General features: G+C 67.7%; 18 protein-coding genes. 9 read left to right on the top strand and 9 right to left on the bottom strand.

What is annotated here, in order from left to right; genetic code table 11:
- Position 1 precedes the first annotated feature (1 nt).
- The 5 genes from A7G45_RS25090 to A7G45_RS25070 all read right to left on the bottom strand — a co-directional run bounded on the left by A7G45_RS25090 (position 2) and on the right by A7G45_RS25070 (position 6,008).
- Positions 2-1,285, bottom strand: a complete 1,284-nt coding sequence (locus A7G45_RS25090; protein ID WP_260940992.1) for an MFS transporter — start codon at positions 1,283-1,285, stop codon at positions 2-4.
- Between the two features lie 65 nt (positions 1,286-1,350).
- Positions 1,351-2,550 (bottom strand): acyl-CoA dehydrogenase family protein, encoded by a 1,200-nt coding sequence (locus tag A7G45_RS25085; RefSeq protein WP_260940989.1) that lies wholly within the window; start codon positions 2,548-2,550, stop codon positions 1,351-1,353.
- A gap of 2 nt (positions 2,551-2,552) precedes the next feature.
- Positions 2,553-3,686: an LLM class flavin-dependent oxidoreductase gene (locus A7G45_RS25080; RefSeq protein WP_043986533.1), complete on the bottom strand. Its 1,134-nt coding sequence runs from the start codon at positions 3,684-3,686 to the stop codon at positions 2,553-2,555.
- Positions 3,687-3,885: 199 nt separating this feature from the next.
- On the bottom strand, positions 3,886-5,427 hold the full coding sequence (locus A7G45_RS25075) for a glycerol-3-phosphate dehydrogenase/oxidase (RefSeq protein ID WP_260940986.1): 1,542 nt from the start codon (positions 5,425-5,427) through the stop codon (positions 3,886-3,888).
- Positions 5,424-6,008: a TetR/AcrR family transcriptional regulator gene (locus tag A7G45_RS25070; RefSeq protein WP_260940984.1), complete on the bottom strand. Its 585-nt coding sequence runs from the start codon at positions 6,006-6,008 to the stop codon at positions 5,424-5,426. Before A7G45_RS25070 ends, A7G45_RS25075 begins: the two co-directional genes overlap by 4 nt.
- 50 nt (positions 6,009-6,058) lie before the next feature.
- Here A7G45_RS25070 and A7G45_RS25065 point away from each other — a divergent pair, with 50 nt between their 5' ends.
- On the top strand, positions 6,059-7,639 hold the full coding sequence (locus A7G45_RS25065; RefSeq protein WP_377042129.1) for an FAD-binding oxidoreductase: 1,581 nt from the start codon (positions 6,059-6,061) through the stop codon (positions 7,637-7,639).
- Positions 7,636-8,523 (top strand): diacylglycerol kinase, encoded by an 888-nt coding sequence (locus A7G45_RS25060; protein ID WP_260940980.1) that lies wholly within the window; start codon positions 7,636-7,638, stop codon positions 8,521-8,523. The genes A7G45_RS25065 and A7G45_RS25060 overlap by 4 nt, the downstream gene beginning before the upstream one ends.
- An 8-nt stretch (positions 8,524-8,531) precedes the next feature.
- Here the strand turns inward: A7G45_RS25060 and A7G45_RS25055 are convergent, their stop codons facing one another.
- Positions 8,532-9,170, bottom strand: a complete 639-nt coding sequence (locus A7G45_RS25055; RefSeq protein WP_260940979.1) for a TetR/AcrR family transcriptional regulator — start codon at positions 9,168-9,170, stop codon at positions 8,532-8,534.
- Between the two features lie 115 nt (positions 9,171-9,285).
- On the opposite strand from A7G45_RS25055, the gene A7G45_RS25050 reads away from it, so the two are divergent.
- The 3 genes from A7G45_RS25050 to A7G45_RS25040 are packed head-to-tail and all read left to right on the top strand — an operon-like array spanning position 9,286 to position 12,538.
- Positions 9,286-10,170, top strand: a complete 885-nt coding sequence (locus tag A7G45_RS25050; protein WP_260940977.1) for an SDR family oxidoreductase — start codon at positions 9,286-9,288, stop codon at positions 10,168-10,170.
- On the top strand, positions 10,167-11,081 hold the full coding sequence (locus A7G45_RS25045; protein WP_260940974.1) for a patatin-like phospholipase family protein: 915 nt from the start codon (positions 10,167-10,169) through the stop codon (positions 11,079-11,081). Before A7G45_RS25050 ends, A7G45_RS25045 begins: the two co-directional genes overlap by 4 nt.
- Positions 11,081-12,538 (top strand): flavin-containing monooxygenase, encoded by a 1,458-nt coding sequence (locus tag A7G45_RS25040; RefSeq protein ID WP_260940972.1) that lies wholly within the window; start codon positions 11,081-11,083, stop codon positions 12,536-12,538. The genes A7G45_RS25045 and A7G45_RS25040 overlap by 1 nt, the downstream gene beginning before the upstream one ends.
- Positions 12,539-12,766: 228 nt before the next feature.
- Here A7G45_RS25040 and A7G45_RS25035 read toward each other — a convergent pair whose 3' ends face one another.
- Positions 12,767-13,282, bottom strand: a complete 516-nt coding sequence (locus A7G45_RS25035; RefSeq protein WP_260940970.1) for a DUF3145 domain-containing protein — start codon at positions 13,280-13,282, stop codon at positions 12,767-12,769.
- A 245-nt stretch (positions 13,283-13,527) separates the two neighbouring features.
- Between A7G45_RS25035 and A7G45_RS25030 the strand changes: the two genes are divergently transcribed.
- The gene (locus A7G45_RS25030; RefSeq protein WP_051955160.1) at positions 13,528-14,946 is read left to right on the top strand and encodes an NCS2 family permease; all 1,419 of its coding nucleotides are present in this window, start codon (positions 13,528-13,530) and stop codon (positions 14,944-14,946) included.
- Positions 14,947-14,956: 10 nt separating this feature from the next.
- Here A7G45_RS25030 and A7G45_RS25025 read toward each other — a convergent pair whose 3' ends face one another.
- The gene (locus A7G45_RS25025) at positions 14,957-15,778 is read right to left on the bottom strand and encodes a serine hydrolase domain-containing protein (RefSeq protein WP_260940967.1); all 822 of its coding nucleotides are present in this window, start codon (positions 15,776-15,778) and stop codon (positions 14,957-14,959) included.
- A gap of 112 nt (positions 15,779-15,890) precedes the next feature.
- On the opposite strand from A7G45_RS25025, the gene A7G45_RS25020 reads away from it, so the two are divergent.
- Positions 15,891-16,979, top strand: coding sequence for an S-(hydroxymethyl)mycothiol dehydrogenase (locus A7G45_RS25020; protein ID WP_260940965.1), 1,089 nt, complete (start codon positions 15,891-15,893; stop codon positions 16,977-16,979).
- Complete coding sequence (locus A7G45_RS25015) at positions 16,976-17,599, top strand: MBL fold metallo-hydrolase (RefSeq protein ID WP_260940963.1); 624 nt, start codon at positions 16,976-16,978, stop codon at positions 17,597-17,599. Before A7G45_RS25020 ends, A7G45_RS25015 begins: the two co-directional genes overlap by 4 nt.
- On the opposite strand, the gene A7G45_RS25010 is transcribed toward A7G45_RS25015, so the two are convergent.
- Positions 17,596-18,168, bottom strand: coding sequence for an SHOCT domain-containing protein (locus A7G45_RS25010; RefSeq protein ID WP_260940962.1), 573 nt, complete (start codon positions 18,166-18,168; stop codon positions 17,596-17,598). The genes A7G45_RS25015 and A7G45_RS25010 overlap by 4 nt on opposite strands.
- A gap of 48 nt (positions 18,169-18,216) precedes the next feature.
- Between A7G45_RS25010 and A7G45_RS25005 the strand changes: the two genes are divergently transcribed.
- On the top strand, positions 18,217-19,278 hold the full coding sequence (locus A7G45_RS25005; protein WP_260940960.1) for a class I SAM-dependent methyltransferase: 1,062 nt from the start codon (positions 18,217-18,219) through the stop codon (positions 19,276-19,278).

Raw genomic sequence — 19,278 nt, 5'->3', positions numbered from 1 at the left:
TCTAACCGACGCGTGCCACCAGAGCCTCGTCGGCGAGGTCGTCGAGCTCCTTGCCCTTGGTCTCGGGCCCGAACAGATAGCCGACGATGGTCAGCAGCCAGATGGCCGACAGCGCCAGATAGGGCGTCTGTACGCCGTAATGACCGATGGCCCAGCCGACGACGGTCGGCGCGGCGATCGACGCGATGCGCCCGCCGCCGACGGCGACACCAAATCCCGTGCCACGCAGCACTGTTGGGAACAACTCGGAAATGTACGCATCCCCGACTCCCCACAGCCAGCCGAGGGTGGCGATGGAAATTGCTCCGTAGACCTGGTATTCGGCCAGCGAATCCGAGGTGGCCGCCAGGATCGCGGAACCAGCCTCGATGACGGCGCCGAGAATCGCGGAAGGACGGCGCCCGAATCTGTCGGCCAACGCGGTGCCGATGAAGACGAAGACGACCTGCAGCAGGAAGAACACCAGGGCGTAGCGAATTGCATCGGTGGTGGACGCATGGAATCTCTTGACGATGTACGTCGTCAGAAACAGGGTGGAACCCCAGTAGCCGACCGCGTTGGCCGTGTAGATCAGCCAGCCCACGATCAGCCGCCGGCGTACACCGGGTAGCTGCCACAGTTTCGTCCTCGGGATGCGGTGCAGCTTCCGCGCCTCGTTGACCTCGGTGTAGCGCGGCGATTCGGTGATGCCCTGGCGGACAAGGAACAAGATGATGGCCGGGACGATGGCGACGATGAACGCCGATTGCCAGCCGTAGCGCGGCACCAGCACCAGCGCGACGGCCGCCGCGAGGACATAGCCGAGCGAGAACAGCGAGAAGATCACCCCGCCCACACCGATTGCCCGCGTCTTGGTCGGCCAAACCTCGGCGGTGTAGGGGGCGCCGACCGCCAGCTCGCCGGCGCCGCCCACACCGGTGAGGAAACGTAAACCGGTGAAGGCGGCCAGGTTTGTCGTGAGGCCGGCCAATGCCGTGGTGATGCCGTAGAGCAGGATCGACGCGCCCAGGGTGGCCTTGCGTCCCCACCGGTCGGCGGCAATACCGAAACCGATGGTCCCGATGGTGTAGCCGACCAGGAAGATCGACCCGATGTAACCGGCCTGCGCTTCGGTGATCTGCAGGGTCTTCTTGATCTCGGGCAGGACCAAGCCGTAGATGTTCACCGCGTAGGAGTCAAAGCCGTACCCAAGTCCCGCCGTCACCGCGACAAACAGCGCCGGCTTGAACGGTTGCGATTTCAGCGGAGGCGAATCAACTTGTGCCTCTTCCAGATTCGCGGCCATGTGACGACGTTATCGGGTACCTGGCAGCGCCTGAACATTCAGAATCCGCCGGATCGCAAGTGCACTCAGATCTGCCCGTGATTCGGCGGTGCCACGCCGGAGAGTTCCCACGCGCCGATGTGGTGGTACTTCCAGTCGACGGGGTCGTGCACGCTGTGGGTCCGCGCGTTACGCCAGTGCCGGTCAAGGTCATGGCGGCGGTCGGTTCCGCTCGCGCCGGTCAAAGCGAAGAGTTGACTGGCGACGTCGACGGCCACTTCGCTGGCGAAGGCCTTGGCCTGCGCGACCGCGATCGAGCCGTGCGCGGCAGCGTCGGGATCGGCGACGTCGAGCCCTATGTCTTCGAGTTCGCCTGCGGCCCAACGCAGTAGCTGGGTTGACGCGCGGGTCCGGGTGGCGAGTTGACCGAATCGCAGCAGGATGTGCGGATCGTCGCTCGCGGCGTTGGCGCCGCCGTAACGCACCGCCTCGAAGAACGGGCGGCTCCGGGTGCGGACGAACTCGGCGGCATCGGCCAGGGCGCCCTCCGCGATACCGGCTTCGATGGCGGTGTGGACCAGCTGGGCGCGGGCGCCGAGCAATTGCGGTTTCTCGAATGCCGACCAATAGGGCACCACCAGGTCGCTGTCGATCGCGACGCCATCCAAGGTGGTGGTGCCACTGACGGTCGAGCGCTGCCCCATGGCGGCCCAGTCTTCGTCGATGGTCACGCCGGATGCGTCACGTTCGACGAACGCCAGCACGAGACGACCGTCGGGATCGAGCGCGCTGACTGCCAGCCAGCGCGCCGTGATGGCACCGGTGCAGTAGTACTTGGTGCCATCGACGCGCCAGCGCGTGCCGTCGCTGATCAGGCGAGTCTTGAGATCCTGGGCGTGGTGGCCACCACGCTCGGCGAGCACCGGGGCGATGCGTGCGCCTTCGACGACAGCGGGCAAGATTCGGGCTCGCTGTAGTGGCGTGCCGAGGAGGCGCAGGATGTCTACGGCGAGGTAATGACCCTGCGGAGTCTGGGCAAGGGCCGGATCGGCTGCCGCGACGATCCTGATGACCTCTGCCAGCGTTCGAGGCCCCAGCCCGTCTCCGCCATCGTCGACCGGCACCGTGATGGCCGGCAGGCCCAGGTCCTCGAACTCCGCGACTTCCGCGCGGGGCACAGCGCCGACCCGGTCACGTTCTACTGCACCGGGTTTCACCGCTGCCGCGAACTCTTCCGCGACGGCGACGACGTGCTCGTGCGTCCTGGGAGCCCGGGTTCGCACCATGCTCAGGAGTGCCGTTCAGCGAGCAGGCCACGCTCCGCGAGGATGGGGGTGACCCCCTCGCCGACGGAGTAGGCCTCTTCCAGGTGGGGATATCCGGACAGGATGAACTCGTCGATGCCGAGCTCGTGATACTCGGCGATGCGGTCGGCGACCTGCTCATGACTGCCGACCAGCGCGGTGCCGGCGCCGCCACGAACCAGTCCGATGCCGGCCCACAAGTTGGGTGACACCTCCAGGTTGTCGGTCCGGCCGCCGTGCAGGGCAGACATCCGCCGCTGACCCTCTGACTGCGAGTTGCGCTGGACCTGCTGGGCGCGACTGATGCTCTCGGGATCAAGGCCCGCCAACAACTTGTCGGCCTGTGCCCACGCCTCCTCTTCGGTGGGGCGGCTGATGACATGCAGGCGAATCCCGAACCGCAGTTCTCCGGCCGCCAGCCGCGCTCGACCCAGGTTCTTGACCTGGTGGCGCACCGCATCGAGCTTCTCGGCGACCTGAGCGGGTGGCTCACCCCAGGTCAGGTACACGTCCGCGTGTTCGGCAGCCACTTCCAGCGCCTCGGCCGAGGAGCCGCCCAAGTAGATCTCTGGCCAGGTCTCGGCAGGAATGATGGTCGCGTTCTCCACCGACAGGTGCTTGCCGGTGAAGGTGACCGGCTCGCCGGACCACAGCTGCCGCAGGATCGTGAGGAATTCGGCGGCCCGCTCGTAGCGCTCCGCCTTGCCGAGGTAGTCACCGAAGCGGCGCTGCTCGACGTCGTCGCCGCCGGTAACAACGTTGAGCAGCAATCGGTTCCGCGAGATTCGCTGGTATGTGGCGGCGGCCTGGGCGACCAACGTCGGCGCCTGCAACCCCGGCCGGAAGGCCACCAGGTACTTGAAGCGTTCAGTCCGTTGGGTCAGCGCCGCCGTGAACACCCAGGCGTCCTCACACCAGCTACTGGTGGGGGTCAATGCCCCGGTGAACCCGAGCTTCTCCGCGGCACCGGCCACCAGGCTCAGGTAGTCGAGGTCGGGAGCTCGGTCCGCGCCGAAGGCGTCTGCCCGACTCCCTGCCGCACCCACCGCGTTCCCAAGGCTCAGGTCCGTGCGCGAGTCACCATTGGTCGGCAGGAACCAGTGCAGAGTGATTGCCATCTGCGAAATGTAAAGGCAAGCAGTGCCACCGGATACCGGCCCTGAATCGGCCCGAGTTGCCGCGAGAGGCTTGACCACCGGACGTGTCGCCGAATCCGCAAAAATCATGCTGATTCCAACGCACCCGATCCGGCGGATCGCGCGGGACCATGCCGACGGAAATTTCGGCGACCGTACGCCGGCGTCGGACGCGCGACCCTTAGATGAACTCCTGCGCCACGGCAGCGACGCGATCGCGATCGGCGCCGACCAACCCGATGCGGGTCCGACGGTCCAGGATGTCGTCGGCGGTGAGTGCGCCCTCGTGGGTGACGGCGTATTCGAATTCGGCTCGGGTGACGTCGATCCCGTCGGCCACCGGTTCGGTGGGACGGTCACACGTGGCGGCGGCGAAGACATTCGATGCCTCGGCGCCGTAACGTGCCACCAGCGATTCGGGCAGCGCTGCAACATGATTCACCGACACCGGGTTCTCCGGGGCGCCGACCAACGGCAGGTTCCGGGTTCGGCACTCCCCCGCACCGAGCCCGCGCAGCGCCACCGCCCGGTCCAGCACGTCCTCGGCCATGTACCGGTATTCGGTCAGCTTGCCGCCGATGACACTGAGCACGCCGTCGCCGGATTCGACAACGGCATGGTCGCGCGAGACATCGGCGGTGTTGCCCTCGCCAGTGTCGATCAGCGGCCGCAGCCCGGCATAGGCGCCCAAGACGTCGTCGGGTCCCAGGCTCGTCGCCAGGGCGGTGTTGACGGTGTCGAGCAGGAACGTGATCTCGGCCGAAGTCGGTTCCGGCACATCGGGAATGGGGCCGGGTGCGTCTTCGTCGGTGAGACCGAGGTAGACGCGGCCGAGCTGCTCGGGCATCGCGAAGATGAACCGGTTCAGCTCACCGGGGATCGGAACCGTCAGGGCCGCAGTCGGATTGCCGAATGCCGCGGCATCGAACACCAGGTGGGTGCCGCGGCTGGGCCGCAACTTGATCGCGCTGTCGAGCTCGCCGGCCCACACACCGGCGGCATTGATCACCGCGCGGGCGGCCAACTCGAACGACTCGCCGGTGAGCTGGTCGGTCAGTCGCACCGAGGTCCCGGTGGCATCCGATGCCGCCACGCGGGTCAGGATGTGGGCACCGTGCTGGGCGGCAGTCCGCGCCACCGCGGCGACCAGGCGGGCGTCGTCGATCAGCTGGCCGTCGTAGGCGAGCAACGCGCCGTCGAGGCCATCGCGACGGACCGCGGGCACCAGTTCGGCGGCACGCGTCGCGTTGACGCGGCCCGATCGCGGCAGGACCGAGGCCGACGTGCCGGCCAGGCGGCGCAGGCCGTCGCCGGCGATGAAGCCGGTGCGCACCAAAGCCCTTGAGGCCCGGTTCATCTCGGGTAACAGCGGCACGAGCTGCGGCATGGCGTGCACCAGGTGCGGCGCGTTGCGGCTCATCAGGATGCCGCGCTCGATGGCACTGCGCCGAGCAATGCCCACGTTGCCGGTGGCGAGGTAGCGGAGGCCGCCGTGGACCAGTTTGGAACTCCAGCGACTCGTACCGAAGGCCAGGTCGTGCTTCTCCACCAGCACCGTCGACAGTCCGCGGCTGGCGGCATCCAGCGCGATGCCGACACCCGTGATGCCGCCGCCGATGACGACGACGTCGACCCGGTCACCGTCGGCCAGGGCCGTCAGCTCGGCGGTACGCCGGGCGGCGTTGAGGGAGCTGCGGCGGGCCGCATCAGGAGTACTGGTCATGGCTTCAGGTATCCGTTCAGCGAGTGAGCAAGTTCGATGTCCAGCGCGGCGACGTCGAGGACGGGTGCGACCATCTGCGCCGACTGGATGGCCGACTGGACGATCAGCAGGCACATGGCGGCGAGCTGTTTGGGGTCGCCGGGGCGGACGCTGCCGTCGGCTTGCGCCGTGGCCAACGCGCCGGCCAGCACTTCCAGCAGGATCTGCTGACTGGTGCCCATCCGCTGGGCGATGTAGACCATCGCCAGCGCAGGTGCGCTGCTCAGCACGGACATGATGACCTCGTCGTCGCGCAGCCGCTCGGCCATGCCGACCATCCGCTTGACGATCGCGTCGCGATCAGCGCCGCTGACGGCGACCTCCTTGAGCGAGTTGGTGATTCGCGTCGTCAGCAGCGCCGCGAGGATCGCCTGGGTATCCGGCCAGCGCCGGTACACCGTCGGCCGGCTGACCCCGGCACGGCGCGCGATCTCGGCCAACGTCACGCGATCCACCCCGAAGGCGATCACGCAGTCGGCCGCAGCGTCGATGATTCGGGCATCCAGGGAATCCCGAGATTCATCGTTACTGATTGACATCATGTGTAATACTGTAACGCATGACCGCAACACGTGACCACCTCGAACCGCCGATGAAGTGGAACGCCTGGGGTGACCCTGCTGCCGCCAAGCCACTGTCCGACGGCATCCGCGGCCTGCTGACCGCGGCCCTCGGTATCGACGCCAACCCGGTCGACGAGCTCGAGGCCGATCAGGTCACGTTGCGTCCCTCCGCCCTGACCGACGCCGACCGCGTCGCGCTCGCGGCCATCGTCGGCGACGAGTTCTGCCGCACCGATGCTCACGACCGCCTGCTGCGCGCCGGCGGCAAGTCGACGCTGGACCTGCTGCGCCGCAAGGACACCGGCGAGCAGGATGCGCCCGACGCGATCCTGTTGCCGGGCAACGAAGAACAGATCGCGGCCATCCTCGGCTACTGCACCGAGCACCGCATCGCGGTCGTCCCGTTCGGCGGCGGCACCAGCGTGGTCGGCGGAGTCGACCCGATCCGCAACGGCTTCAACGCCGTCGTCTCGCTCGATCTACGCCGCCTGGACCGGCTGGTCGCCATCGACAAGGAGACCGGCGAAGCCGAACTCGAAGCCGGCGTCACCGGCCCGCAAGCCGAGGAACTCCTTGGTGCGGAAGGCTTTTCCCTCGGCCACTTCCCGCAGAGCTTCGAATTCGCCACCATCGGCGGGTTCGCCGCAACGCGGTCGTCGGGGCAGAACTCCGCGGGCTACAGCCGGTTCGACGACATGGTGCGCGGCCTGACGGTCGTCACCCCCGCCGGCGTCCTCGACCTGGGCCGGGCGCCCGCATCGGCGGCCGGTCCCGACCTGCGTCAGCTGATCGTCGGCTCGGAAGGCACCTTCGGCGTCATCACCCGCGTGCGGGTGCGCGTGCACCCGGTGCCCGAGACGACCCGCTACGAAGCGTGGTCCTTCCCCGACTTCGCCACGGGCGCGGCGGCATTGCGGGCGGTCGTCCAGACCGGCACCGGCCCGACGGTCATCCGACTGTCCGACGAGGTCGAGACCGGCATCAACCTGGCGACCACCGAGAGCATCGGCGAGCAGACCATCACCGGCGGCTGCCTGGCCATCACACTGTTCGAAGGCACTGCCGCACACACCGAAAGCCGCCACGACGAAACCCGCGCGCTGCTGGCCGCCCAGGGCGGCACCTCGCTCGGCGAGGCCCCGGCCCGCGCCTGGCAGCACGGCCGGTTCGGCGCCCCGTACTTGCGTGACTCGCTCTTGAGCGCCGGCGCGCTGTGCGAGACCCTGGAGACCGCGACGACGTGGTCCAATGTGCCCACGCTCAAAGCGGCCGTCACCGAGGCGCTGACCACCTCGCTTCAGGAAAGCGGCACACCGGCCTTGGTGATGTGCCACATCTCGCACGTCTACCCCACCGGCGCCTCGCTGTACTTCACCGTCGTCGCCGGCCAGCGCGGCAACCCGATCGAACAGTGGCGCGCGGCGAAAACCGCTGCGTCCGAGGCGATGGTGCGCTGCGGCGCCACCATCACCCACCACCACGCGGTCGGCGCCGACCACAAACCGTGGATGACGGCCGAGGTCGGCGACCTGGGCGTCGAGGTGCTGCGCGCGGTCAAGAACGTGCTCGATCCCGGCGGAATCCTCAACCCGGGCAAGCTGATCCCGTGAGGATCACGCTCCTGACCAACCCGGCGTCCGGCCAGGGTCGGGGCTCCGCGGCAGCGCAGCGGGCCGTTGCGCGACTGCAACGCCGCGGCGTCGACGTGGTCGAGCTGATCGGATCCGATGCCGCCCACGCCCGCCAACTGCTCGACGAAGCACTGGACCATGGCACCGACGCGGTGGTGGTGGCCGGCGGCGACGGCATCATTTCGCTTGCGCTGCAAGCACTTGCACAGGGCGACGTGCCGCTGGGCATCATTCCCGCCGGCACCGGCAATGATCATGCTCGCGAATTCGGGATTCCACGGGACGACCCCGAAGCCGCCGCCGACATCGTCGCGACGGGCAAGACCCGGACCATCGACCTCGGCCGGATCGACGGATCGGACGGCACGCTGCGGTGGTTCGGCACGGTGATGTCGGCGGGATTCGACTCGCTGGTCACCGATCGAGCCAACCGAATGACGTGGCCGCGCGGCCGGATGCGCTACAACGCGGCGATGCTGGTCGAACTGTCGCAGTTGCGGCTGCTGACGTGCCGGGTGAGCTTCGACGGCGGCCCGGAGACCGAAATGCCGATGACCCTGGCGACATTCGGCAATGGCCGGAGCTACGGCGGCGGCATGCTGATCTGCCCGGGCGCCGACCTGAACGACGGCCTGCTCGACGTCACCATGGCGGCCTCAGCTTCACGGGCCAAGTTGATCCGGCTGTTCCCGACGGTGTTCAAGGGCACGCACGTGCACCTCGACGAAGTGACCACGCGGCGGGCCCGCACGGTAACCATCGACGTGCCCGGGATAAACGCCTATGCCGACGGCGAATTCGTCTGCCCGCTGCCGGTGACGGTGTCCGCGGTACCGGACGCGTTGCGGGTCCTGGTGCCGTAACCCGACTTTCAGTCCTGCGTAGCCGCAAGGAGCGCAAGCAGATTCATCAACCGGGTGATGGCGCCGGTGACCGGTCGCGCCGGCAGCGTCGGATCGACCGCACGCTGAATCCCCAGCCCGATGCCGGCGCTGAGGAACAGGTTGCCGATGTCATCGAAGCTGTCCATCACGCCAACAGCGACCAGCTGCTCTTCGTTGATCCCCAAATCGACCGCCAGAGAACGCAATACGTCGACGACCATCTGGGCCGCTTCGTTGCGTAGCGCCGTGACCATCTGCCCCAGCTCGGGATCGTTGCGCGACAGCACCACGAATTCGAGTTCGAGCATCGTCCAGCCCACGTCGCCGGCGGTGCGTTCCAGCCAGGCGTTCACCGCCTCGACACGGCTGGGGATGTCGGCGTCGGACATCGCCAGCTGGGACATCTCGGAGAACTTCTCGCGGTGGATGGCCTCGAGCACTTCCCGGCACAAGATGGGTTTACTGCCGAAATTCGAGTACACCGCGCCCTTGCTGTAGCCCGCGTCGTCGGCGATGTCTTCGAGGCTGGTGGACGCATAGCCGTGCTTGAGGAACCGGGCCTTCGCCGCATCGAGTAGCTCGGCGCGCGTCTGTTCCTGACGCTGCACCCTGGTCAATCGCGGCATGCGCTGATATTACTGGTTTGCGATACCGCGAGTACTAGCTTTACTCGGAGAATTCGGATACCGTGAGTATTCGAATGAGCCACCGAGGCTCCTACCAGCAGATTCGAGGCTATCGATGCAGCTAGCACGACGTTCAATCGCACTCGACGGTGCCACTGTCGTCATCACCGGAGGCGCCAGGGGCATCGGCGCCAAGACTGCCGAGCTCTTCTCGCAGCACGGCGCCAACGTGTGGATCGGCGACGTCGATGCCGACATCGCGGATCAGACAGCCCGCACCATCCCCCGCTGTCGCAGCGCCCGTCTCGACGTCACCCGGCGCGACTCCTGGGACCAGTTCGTCGCGCAGGCGCTCAAAGAGTCCGGTCGCATCGACATCCTCGTGAACAACGCCGGCGTCATGCCGCTGGGCGCCTTCGAGTCCGAGGCCGAGTCGACGACCGACCTGATTCTCGACGTCAACGTGCGGGGTGTGCTGAACGGCATGCGCGCCGTCATCCCCTTCATGATCACCCGCGGCAGTGGCCACGTCGTCAACGTCGCCTCGATGGCCGGCATGATCCCCATCCCGGGCATGGTCACTTACAACGCCAGCAAGTTCGCCGCGGTCGGAGCGTCACTGGCGGCGCGCAGCGAGTACGCCGGCACCGGCGTCACCGTGTGCGCGGTGCTGCCCTCGGCGGTGCGCACCGAACTCTCATCGGGCGTCCAACTCGGCGGCGGCATGCCGACGGTCGACCCCGAAGATGTGGCGCAGGCGGTCCTGAAGACGTTGCGCACCAAGGCCGCTCGCACGTCGGTGCCCGAATGGGTGGCACCCGGCTGGGCGTTGGTCGACGCACTGGTCCCGGAGTTCGTCCAACGCGCGGCGCGCTCGCTCATGGACGACCGGCGGGCACTGACCGCAATGGATCCCGTCGGCCGGTCGGCCTACCTGGACCGGATCGAGCGGCAGTCGAAAGAGCATGCCGCCGAATCGGACTCGGAGCTGCAGGCGTGAAGCGGGCACTGGTCATCGGCTGCGGCGGAACCATCGGCGGCGCGTGGATTGTCGCGGCGCTGCACGCACTGCAGGAACAGACGGGCTGGGATCCCCGCGATGCCTCCGTGTTGCAGGGCACGTCGGCGGGTGCCGAGATCGTCACGATGCTCGGCGGCGGAGCATCCGTCGACGATCTGGTGGCGATGCACCGCGGCACCAGCACCGACGAACGCCTGAGTCGGCACATCGACGCCACGCCGCCGAGCCTGCCTCCCCTGCCGGCACTTCGCCTGCTGAACCCGGCGCTGTTGCGCAGCCAATCGGGCCTGGCCGCGGTGACCGGTATCGCCCCCACCGGGCGCGGCGACGCAACATGGCTGCAGCACTTGGCAGCTGGATTCGCCAATGCCTCCGGTTGGGTGGATCACCCGGGGGCCCGCATGGTGGCCTTCGACTACCAGCGCGGCGAGCGGATTGCTTTCGGTGCGCCCGGCGCGCCGAAAGCAACTGCCGGCGAAGCACTCCGGGCATCCTGGGGAGTCCCCGGCTGGATGCCCCCGGTCAGCATCGGCGACCGCAAGTTCGTCGACGGCGGCGCCGCGTCCACCGCGTCGGTCGACCTCATCGGCAATGACGAAGCCGACCTGATCTACGTCATCACCCCGATGGCCTCCGAAAGCGGCGTTCGCGCACCGGGATTCGGCGGCATCCTCGAGCACCGGTTGCTCCGCCGCCCGATGTCCACGGTGCTGGACGCCGAGATCGCCGCGGCGCGCGCCCGTGGCACCGAGGTTGTCCTGATCCAGCCCGACGCCACCGATCTGGCCGGCCTGGGTGCCAACTTCATGCTGCGCGGCCGGCGGCGCGCGGCCTTCGAATCCGCCATGACCACCGCACCGAACACGGTGCGTCGAGCCTGGGAGTCCTGATGAGCAAACGTGATCCGCGCATCGTCATCATCGGCGCCGGAGTGGCCGGGATCGCCTCCGCGTATACCTTCCAGCAAGCCGGGTTCACCAACTTCACCATCCTGGAGAAGGGTTCCGACGTCGGCGGAGTCTGGCACTGGAACCGCTACCCCGGACTGACATGTGATGTGCCGTCACACATCTACCAGTTCGCCTTCGCCCCCAAACCCGACTGGAGCCACGTCTGGGCCGGCGGCGAGGAGATTCAGGAGTATCACCGGGACGTCGTCACGCGGTTCGGCCTCGACGAGCACCTACGGCTCAACACCGAAGTCAAGGCCTTGCACTACGACCAGGACGAGCACACCTGGACCGTCACCACCGAGAACGATACGCTCACAGCCGATTTCGTCATCTGCGCCACCGGCGTGCTGCACCATCCCTTCACCCCGGACATCCCCGGCATGGACACCTTCGAGGGCGCCATCGTGCACACCGCGCGGTGGGACCCCGAGCTGGAAACCGCAGGCAAGCGCATCGCCGTGATCGGCACCGGATCCACCGGAGTGCAGGTGGTTTCGGCGCTGCAGCCGAAAGCCGGCAAGCTGCTGCACTTCGCCCGGTCGCCGCAGTGGATGCTGTGGGCACCGATGAAGCTGCCTCAGCTGGGCGTCGTCACCGCGCTGCTGCGCGCCATGCCTCAGCTGTATCGGGCTGTTGCCGAACGCATTCCGCTCTGGGGCTCCAGCGTTCTCGTCGACATCGTGACCAAGCCGTCCTGGCGGCGCAAGCTGGTCCAGCAATACGCCCGCCTCAGCCTGCGGGCCCAGATCCGCGACCCGAAGCTGCGCGCCGAGCTCACCCCCGACTACCAGCCGCTGTGCAAGCGCCAGGTGCTGTCGGGCACGTACTACCAGGCGATCACCGCCTCCAACGCCCAATTGGTCACCGATCGCATCGCCGAATTCACCCCCACCGGCATCCGCACCACCGACGGCGAACACCACCGGATCGATATCGGCGTGCTGGCCACCGGTTTTCAGGCGCACAACTACATGCGCCCGATGCAGGTGGTGGGCCGTGACGGTCTCACCCTGGACGACGCCTGGGTCAAAGGCCCTCGCGCCTACCGGATGACCGCCATCCCGGGCTTCCCGAATCTGTTCACCGTGCTCGGCCCGAACTCACCGACCGGGTCCATCTCACTGCAGTACACCGCCGAACTCACCGCGCGGTACATCGTGAAGTGGCTCAAGCGTTTCGAGCGCGGCGAGATCAACGAGGTCGAGGTGACCGACGAGGCCACCGACGAATTCAACGCCGCGGCAGTCGAAGCCATGGAGCCGACGGTGTGGAACACCGGCTGCAATTCCTGGTACTTCAGCGAGGGCGGCACCATCGATCTGTGGCCGTTCGACCGCGGGACGCTGACCAAGATGCTGACCGAGCCACAGCCGGAGCACTATCGCGTGAGCTAGCCGGGGATAGATCGGCGCTCGCCCGCGAGTCACCAGCTCTGGTCACATGTTCGATCTGAGGCCGTCACCTTTCCTTGACGTCAAGGAAAGCTGACGGCCCCCATCCGAACATGCCAAGAGGGGCCGCCGCGCGGGCCGATTGGGCCGCGCATGTGCATGCAGACCGTGAATTTCGCTGCTTGGCGGTCTGATTGCACGCTCGTGGTGCTCGGCGGGTGGAGCGTCGCGCTAGCCGACGCCCCGGTTCAGCCAGCTGACTTCGCCGACCTCGGCGCCACCGCCGCGGTAAGGCTCCAGAGCCTCATCCCAGGCAGTGCCGAGCACGGTGTCGAGTTCGGCGGCGAGCGTGTCGGCGCCCGACGACATGAGCGTGCGCAGGCGCTGCTCGCCGACCATGATGTCGCCGTTCGCACTCATGGAACCGCTCCACAGGCCCAGGGTCGGGGTGTGGCACCAGCGGTGTCCATCGACGCCGGCGCTCGGGTCCTCGGTCACCTCGAAGCGCAGCACTGTCCACGAGCGCAGGGCGCTGGCGAGCTGGGCTCCGGTGCCGACGGGCCCCATCCAGTTGGTGATGGCGCGCAGCTGACCGGGCATGGCGGGTTGGGGCGTCCATTTCAGGTTCGCCCGCGCCGACAGGGTCGACGACAGTGCCCACTCAACGTGCGGGCATACCGCCGCGGGAGAGGCGTGGATATACACCACGCCAGTCGTCGCGTCGGCGAGTTGGTTCGACGCACGCATCATCTGCTCCTTCAGCTACACGAGGGACGTCTTCCCCAACGACCTGGTGTTGCCGAAATGTTGCAGTTGTTTAGTGCGTGTCTATTGTGCCGTGTGAGACCCCTGTTGCGCTAGTCTGTCGCGCAATCTCTCAGCGCAGCCTCAGGAATAGACGCCCGTGTTGACTTGTGGTCGAAAAATCGGGCGGACCTCGAACACAAGCCAACACTCGAGCGGAGTGTCAGGCTCCCATCTATCTTCTAACCGTGACTGCCCTGGATCGGTTCTTCGAGATCTCCGCGCGCGGCTCGACCGTCGCAGCTGAACTGCGCGGCGGCGCGGTGACCTTCATCGCGATGGCGTACATCATCGTGCTGAACCCCATCATCCTGTCGAGCACGGCAGATATCGCCGGGCACAAGCTCGCGTTCGGCCAGGTCTCCGCGGTGACGTCGCTCGCGGCCGGCGCCATGACGATCCTGTTCGGCGTCGTCGCCCGCCTCCCCTTCGCGTTCGCCGCCGGGCTGGGCATCAACTCGTTCCTGGCCAGCTCCGTGGTGGGCGTCCTGACCTGGCCGGAAGCCATGGGGCTGGTGGTGATCGAAGGCCTCATCATCGTCGCGATGGCGGTCACGGGCCTGCGGCGCATGATCTTCGACGCGGTGCCCATGCCGCTGAAGCTGGCCATCACCGCAGGCATCGGGTTGTTCATCATGTTCATCGGGCTGGTCAACGCCGGTTTCGTCGCGTCGACGGGTCATCCGTCACCGCCGCTGGGACTGGGCGCCGGCGGCACCGGATCCGTCCGCGCGATCCCCACCCTCGTCTTCGTGTTCACCCTGCTGACCTCAGGTGTCCTGGTGGCACGCAAGGTGCGCGGCGGCATCCTGATCGGCCTGATCTCGGGTACCGCGCTGGCCGCCATCATCGAGGCGATCTGGCACCTCGGCTCGGCCACGGAGAAGCCCGGAGGCTGGAGCCTGTCGGTTCCGACGCTGTCCGGTTCCCCGTTCGCGGTGCCCAACCTGTCGCTGATCGGTCACGTGGACTTCGGCAGCTTCGGCCGGATCGGCGCCATCGCCGCACTCATGCTGGTGTTCACGCTGCTGTTCACCAACTTCTTCGACGCCATGGGCACCATGACGGGCCTGTCCCGCCAGGCCGGCCTGGCGGACGAGCACGGCAACTTCCCGCGCCTGCAGTCCGCACTGGTGATCGAGGGCACCGGCGCGGTCGTCGGCGGCGCGGTGTCGGCGTCGTCCAACACGGTGTTCGTCGAATCCGGCACGGGCATCGGCGAAGGCGCCCGCACCGGCCTGGCCAGCCTGGTGACCGGCGGATTGTTCTTGGCCGCAATGTTCTTGACCCCGCTGACGGAGATCGTGCCCACCGAGGTCGCGGCCGCCGCGCTGGTGATCGTCGGCACCCTGATGGTCTCGGTGCTGCGCGAGATCGACTTCTCCGACTTCTCGGTGGCGCTGCCGGTGGTGCTGACCGTGGCCGTGATGCCGCTGTCCTACTCGATCGCCAACGGCATCGGCGTCGGCTTCATCGCCTGGGCGGTGCTGCGCGCGGCGTCGGGCCGCATCAAGGAGATCAGCCCGCTGCTGTGGATCGTCGCCGCCGGGTTCCTGCTGTTCTTCGCGCGCGGCTGGATCGACAGCATGATCGGCGTCGTCCGCTGAGCGAACTCCCCTAGCCGGCGAACTCGCGCAGCACAGCGGCGGACACCTCGGGCCACACCGCGTGCGTCCAGTCCCCGAAATCGCGGTCGGTCAGCACGATCAGCGCCAGGTCTACCTCCGGATCGACCCAGAGGAACGTGCCGGACTGGCCGAAGTGGCCGAACGTCCTCGCCGAGTTGCCCGCGGCCGTCCAATGGGGGTTCTTGCCGTCCCGGATCTCGAAGCCCAGCCCCCAGTCGTTGGGCCGCTGCGATCCGAATCCCGGCAGCACCCCGTCCAGGCCGGGGAACTGCACCGAGATCGCGTCGGCATGCATCGGTGCCGACACCAGAGCCGGACGCAGCAGGTCACCGGCGAACGCCGCGAGATCGGTCACGGTCGACCAGGCGCCGTAACCGGCGGTGTCGGACCCACCCGGCAGGTCGGAATCACTCATGCCCAGCGGCTCGAATACCGCTTCCCGCAGGTACTGCCCGAATTCGATGCCCGACTCGTGTTGCAGCACGTGAGCCAGGACCGCGAACCCGGCGTTGGAGTAGATGCGCCGGGAGCCGGGCGTGGCAATGGCGTCGGGCGTCAGCATCGCCAGTCCCGAGGTGTGCGCGAGCAGGTGCCGCACCGTCGACCCCGGCGGGCCGGCCGGGGTGTCCAGGTCGACGACGCCCTCTTCGACCGCGATCTGTGCGGCGCGGGCCACCAGCGGCTTGGTCACCGACGCGAGCCGGAACGCCCGGTCGACGGGTCCGTGCGCGGCGAGCACGCCCGCCGGCGACACGACCGCGGCCGCGGCACTCGGTACCGGCCAGGAATCAAGTAGCTCGAGTGCGGTCACATCACGACCCTGTCATAGGACAAAATGTCCACGGGCGAGGGTCAACGCACCGTTAACCAGACATTTGTCTGGACACTATTCCAATAATTGCGCGAGGCATTAGGTTATAGCCATGAGTCAGACAGTGCGTGGTGTGATTTCCCGGGTCAAGAAGCAGCCCATCGAACTGGTCGACATCGTCATCCCCGATCCCGGACCCGGCGAGGTCGTCGTCGACATCATCGCTTGCGGCGTGTGCCATACCGACCTCACCTACCGCGAGGGTGGCATCAACGACGAATACCCGTTCCTGCTCGGCCACGAGGCCGCGGGCACCGTCGAGGCGGTCGGCGCGGGCGTCACGCACGTCGAGCCCGGCGACTTCGTCATCCTCAACTGGCGGGCCGTGTGCGGCGAGTGCCGGGCCTGCAAGCGCGGCCGCCCGCACCTGTGCTTCGACACGTTCAACGCCACCCAGAAGATGACGCTGACCGACGGCACCGAACTGACTCCCGCCCTGGGCATCGGCGCCTTCGCCGACAAGACCCTCGTGCATGAGCGCCAGTGCACCAAGGTCGATTCCGAAGCCGACCCGGCCGTTGCCGGCCTGCTGGGCTGCGGCGTGATGGCCGGCATCGGCGCCGCCATCAACACCGGCAACGTGTCCCGCGACGACACCGTCGCGGTCATCGGCTGCGGCGGCGTCGGTGACGCCGCCATCGCCGGTGCGGCGCTGGTCGGCGCCAAGCGGATCATCGCCGTCGACACCGACAACAAGAAGCTGCACTGGGCCCGCGAATTCGGCGCCACCCACACCATCAACGCCCGCGACCTCGACCCCGTGGAGACCATCAAGGACCTGACCGACGGCAACGGCGCCGACGTGGTGATCGACGCCGTCGGCCGGCCCGAGACCTGGAAGCAGGCGTTCTACGCCCGCGACCTCGCGGGAACCGTTGTGCTCGTTGGTGTTCCGACGCCCGACATGAAGCTCGAGATGCCGCTGGTGGACTTCTTCTCCCAAGGCGGCGCCCTCAAGTCGTCCTGGTACGGCGACTGCCTGCCCGAGCGCGACTTCCCCACCCTCATCAGCCTGTACCTGCAGGGCCGGCTGCCGCTGGACAAGTTCGTCAGCGAGCGCATCGGGCTCGACCAGATCGAAGATGCCTTCCACAAGATGCACAGCGGTGAGGTGCTGCGGTCGGTGGTGGTCCTGAAGTGAGCAATATCCAGCGGGTGGTCACCAGCGGCACCTTCAGCCTGGACGGCGGCACCTGGGACGTCGACAACAACATCTGGCTCGTGGGCGACGACACGGACGTCGTGGTGTTCGACGCCGCCCACACCGCCGAACCGATCATCGAGGCCGTCGGCGGCCGCAACGTCGTGGCCGTGGTCTGCACCCACGGACACAACGACCACATCACCGTCGCCCCGGAGCTGTCAGCGGCGCTCGACGCCCCGGTGCTGCTGCATCCGGCCGACGAGATGCTGTGGCGGGTCGTCCACCCGGACAACCCTTTTCACACCGTGGGCGACGATCAGGTGCTCACCGTCGGCGGGCTCGAGATCAAGGCCATCCACACTCCGGGGCACTCCCCCGGCTCGGTGTGCTGGCGCATCCCGGAACTGGGGGCGGTGATCTCCGGCGACACCCTGTTCCATGGCGGCCCCGGCGCGACCGGCCGCTCGTACTCGGACTTCCCGACCATCCTGGCGTCGATCTCAGACAAGCTCGGCAAGCTGCCCGACGACACCGTCGTCTACACGGGCCACGGTGACACCACCACCATCGGCGGCGAGCTGGTCAACTACGACGAATGGGTGGCCCGCGGCCACTAGCCGAGGTCTATCTCGAAGGCGCTGCGCTGAATCGGGCGTGGGGCCCGCGACGCCCACACCCGCGCGAGGACCAGCACGACAGTCGCCCCACCGAAGGTCACGCCGAACACCAGCGGCAGGTACCCATACGGGGTGTCGTGTCCGAACGCGAGCGTCGGGTTGACGTAGGCGGTCACGTTGCCGTCGGTGGTGATGGCGTAGTCGCCCTCTGCCGCGACCTGCGCAAACCAGACCCGGACGTGGGCGTCGTTGTTGATGGTCGTGCTGCCGCTGATGTCCTCGGTCAGCGCAGGGTCCGGCACGCCAGTTGGCGGCACGATGCCGATCGACATCTTCGGGACGGGAAGCCCGCCGCCACTGCCGATCACCATCGTGTGCAAGCTGATGGTCGCGGTGCCGGCCGGCAGGTGCACCGTGCCCGAACCGGGGATCGGAACCTCGCCGTAGGCATCGAAATCGTCGAAGACGAACGCGTTGAGGATGAGCGCGACGATGAATGCGACGGCCGCCATGACCATCGTCGTAACGGCGGCCACGGTGAGCACCCTCGGCGCAGTCCAGCGACTCATGCCCGCAGTCTGTCACGCGCTCAGGCGGTTGAGGCGCTACCGTGAGACATGCCCGAGTCCAGCGTGGTGGTGCAGCCCGACCCGCTCGGGAGCTCGCGCCTGCAGACCGTCGGACTCCGCACGGCCACAAAGCTTTTCGAACAGGCTGCCGCCGAGGTGCCGCTCCCGGCGGCACCGCATCCGGTGGTGATCGCCGAGTACGGCTCGGGCAACGCGCACAACGGCCTGCTGCCGATCGGTGCGGGCATCGCCGCCTTGCGCAAACGTATCCGGCCCGAGCATCCCATCGTGGTGACGCACACCGATATCCCCGACAACGATTTCAGCGCCCTGTTCCGGACCCTGCGCGACGACCCGTTCAGCTACCTGCGCACCGACCGGGCCACGTACGCCTCGGCGGTGGGGCGTTCGTATCTCAGCCAGATTCTGCCGTCGGACGGCGTGCACGTGGGATGGTCGGCGTGGGCCATCCACTGGCTCAGCCGCATGCCGGCCGACATCCCCGATCACGTCCAGGCGTCCTTCAGCGCCGACGCCCAGGTGCGCGCCGCGTGCGCCCGGCAGGCGGCGCACGACTGGCACGAATTCATCGCGTTCCGCGGCCGCGAGTTGAGTCCGGGTGGGCGCCTGGTCATCATGACGATGGGTCAGCACGACGACGGACGCCCCGGTCTCGAGCCGCTTTTCGACGGGATCATGCATGCGCTGGCCGAGTTGCGGGTGCAACGGCTGGTCACCGACGACGAACTGCGGCGCATGCAGCTGCCGATCGTGGGCCGCAGTGAAGCCGACTTCCGGTCACCGTTCGCCCCGTCGGGGCGCTTCGAGCGGCTGCAGATCACCCATTTGACGGTTGCCGACGAGCCGGACCGCTTCTGGCTTCAGTACCAGAATGACGGTGACGCAACGGCTTTCGCGAAGAGCTGGGTCGGGTTCACCAGGGCAGCGGTGTTCGACACGCTCCTGGACGCGTTGGACCCGGCCGACCCGGCGAGACGATGTCAGCTCTCCGATGCCCTGGAGGCCGCGCTGGTCGACCTGCTGTCCGCCGCACCGCGCCCGATGCCGATTCCCGTGGCGCACATCGTCGTTCAGAAACAGCTGCGCTGA

This window comes from Mycolicibacterium llatzerense (genome assembly GCF_025331195.1).
Taxonomy (GTDB): Bacteria; Actinomycetota; Actinomycetes; order Mycobacteriales; family Mycobacteriaceae; genus Mycobacterium; species Mycobacterium llatzerense.
This window is presented reverse-complemented; position numbering and strand designations above follow the sequence as displayed.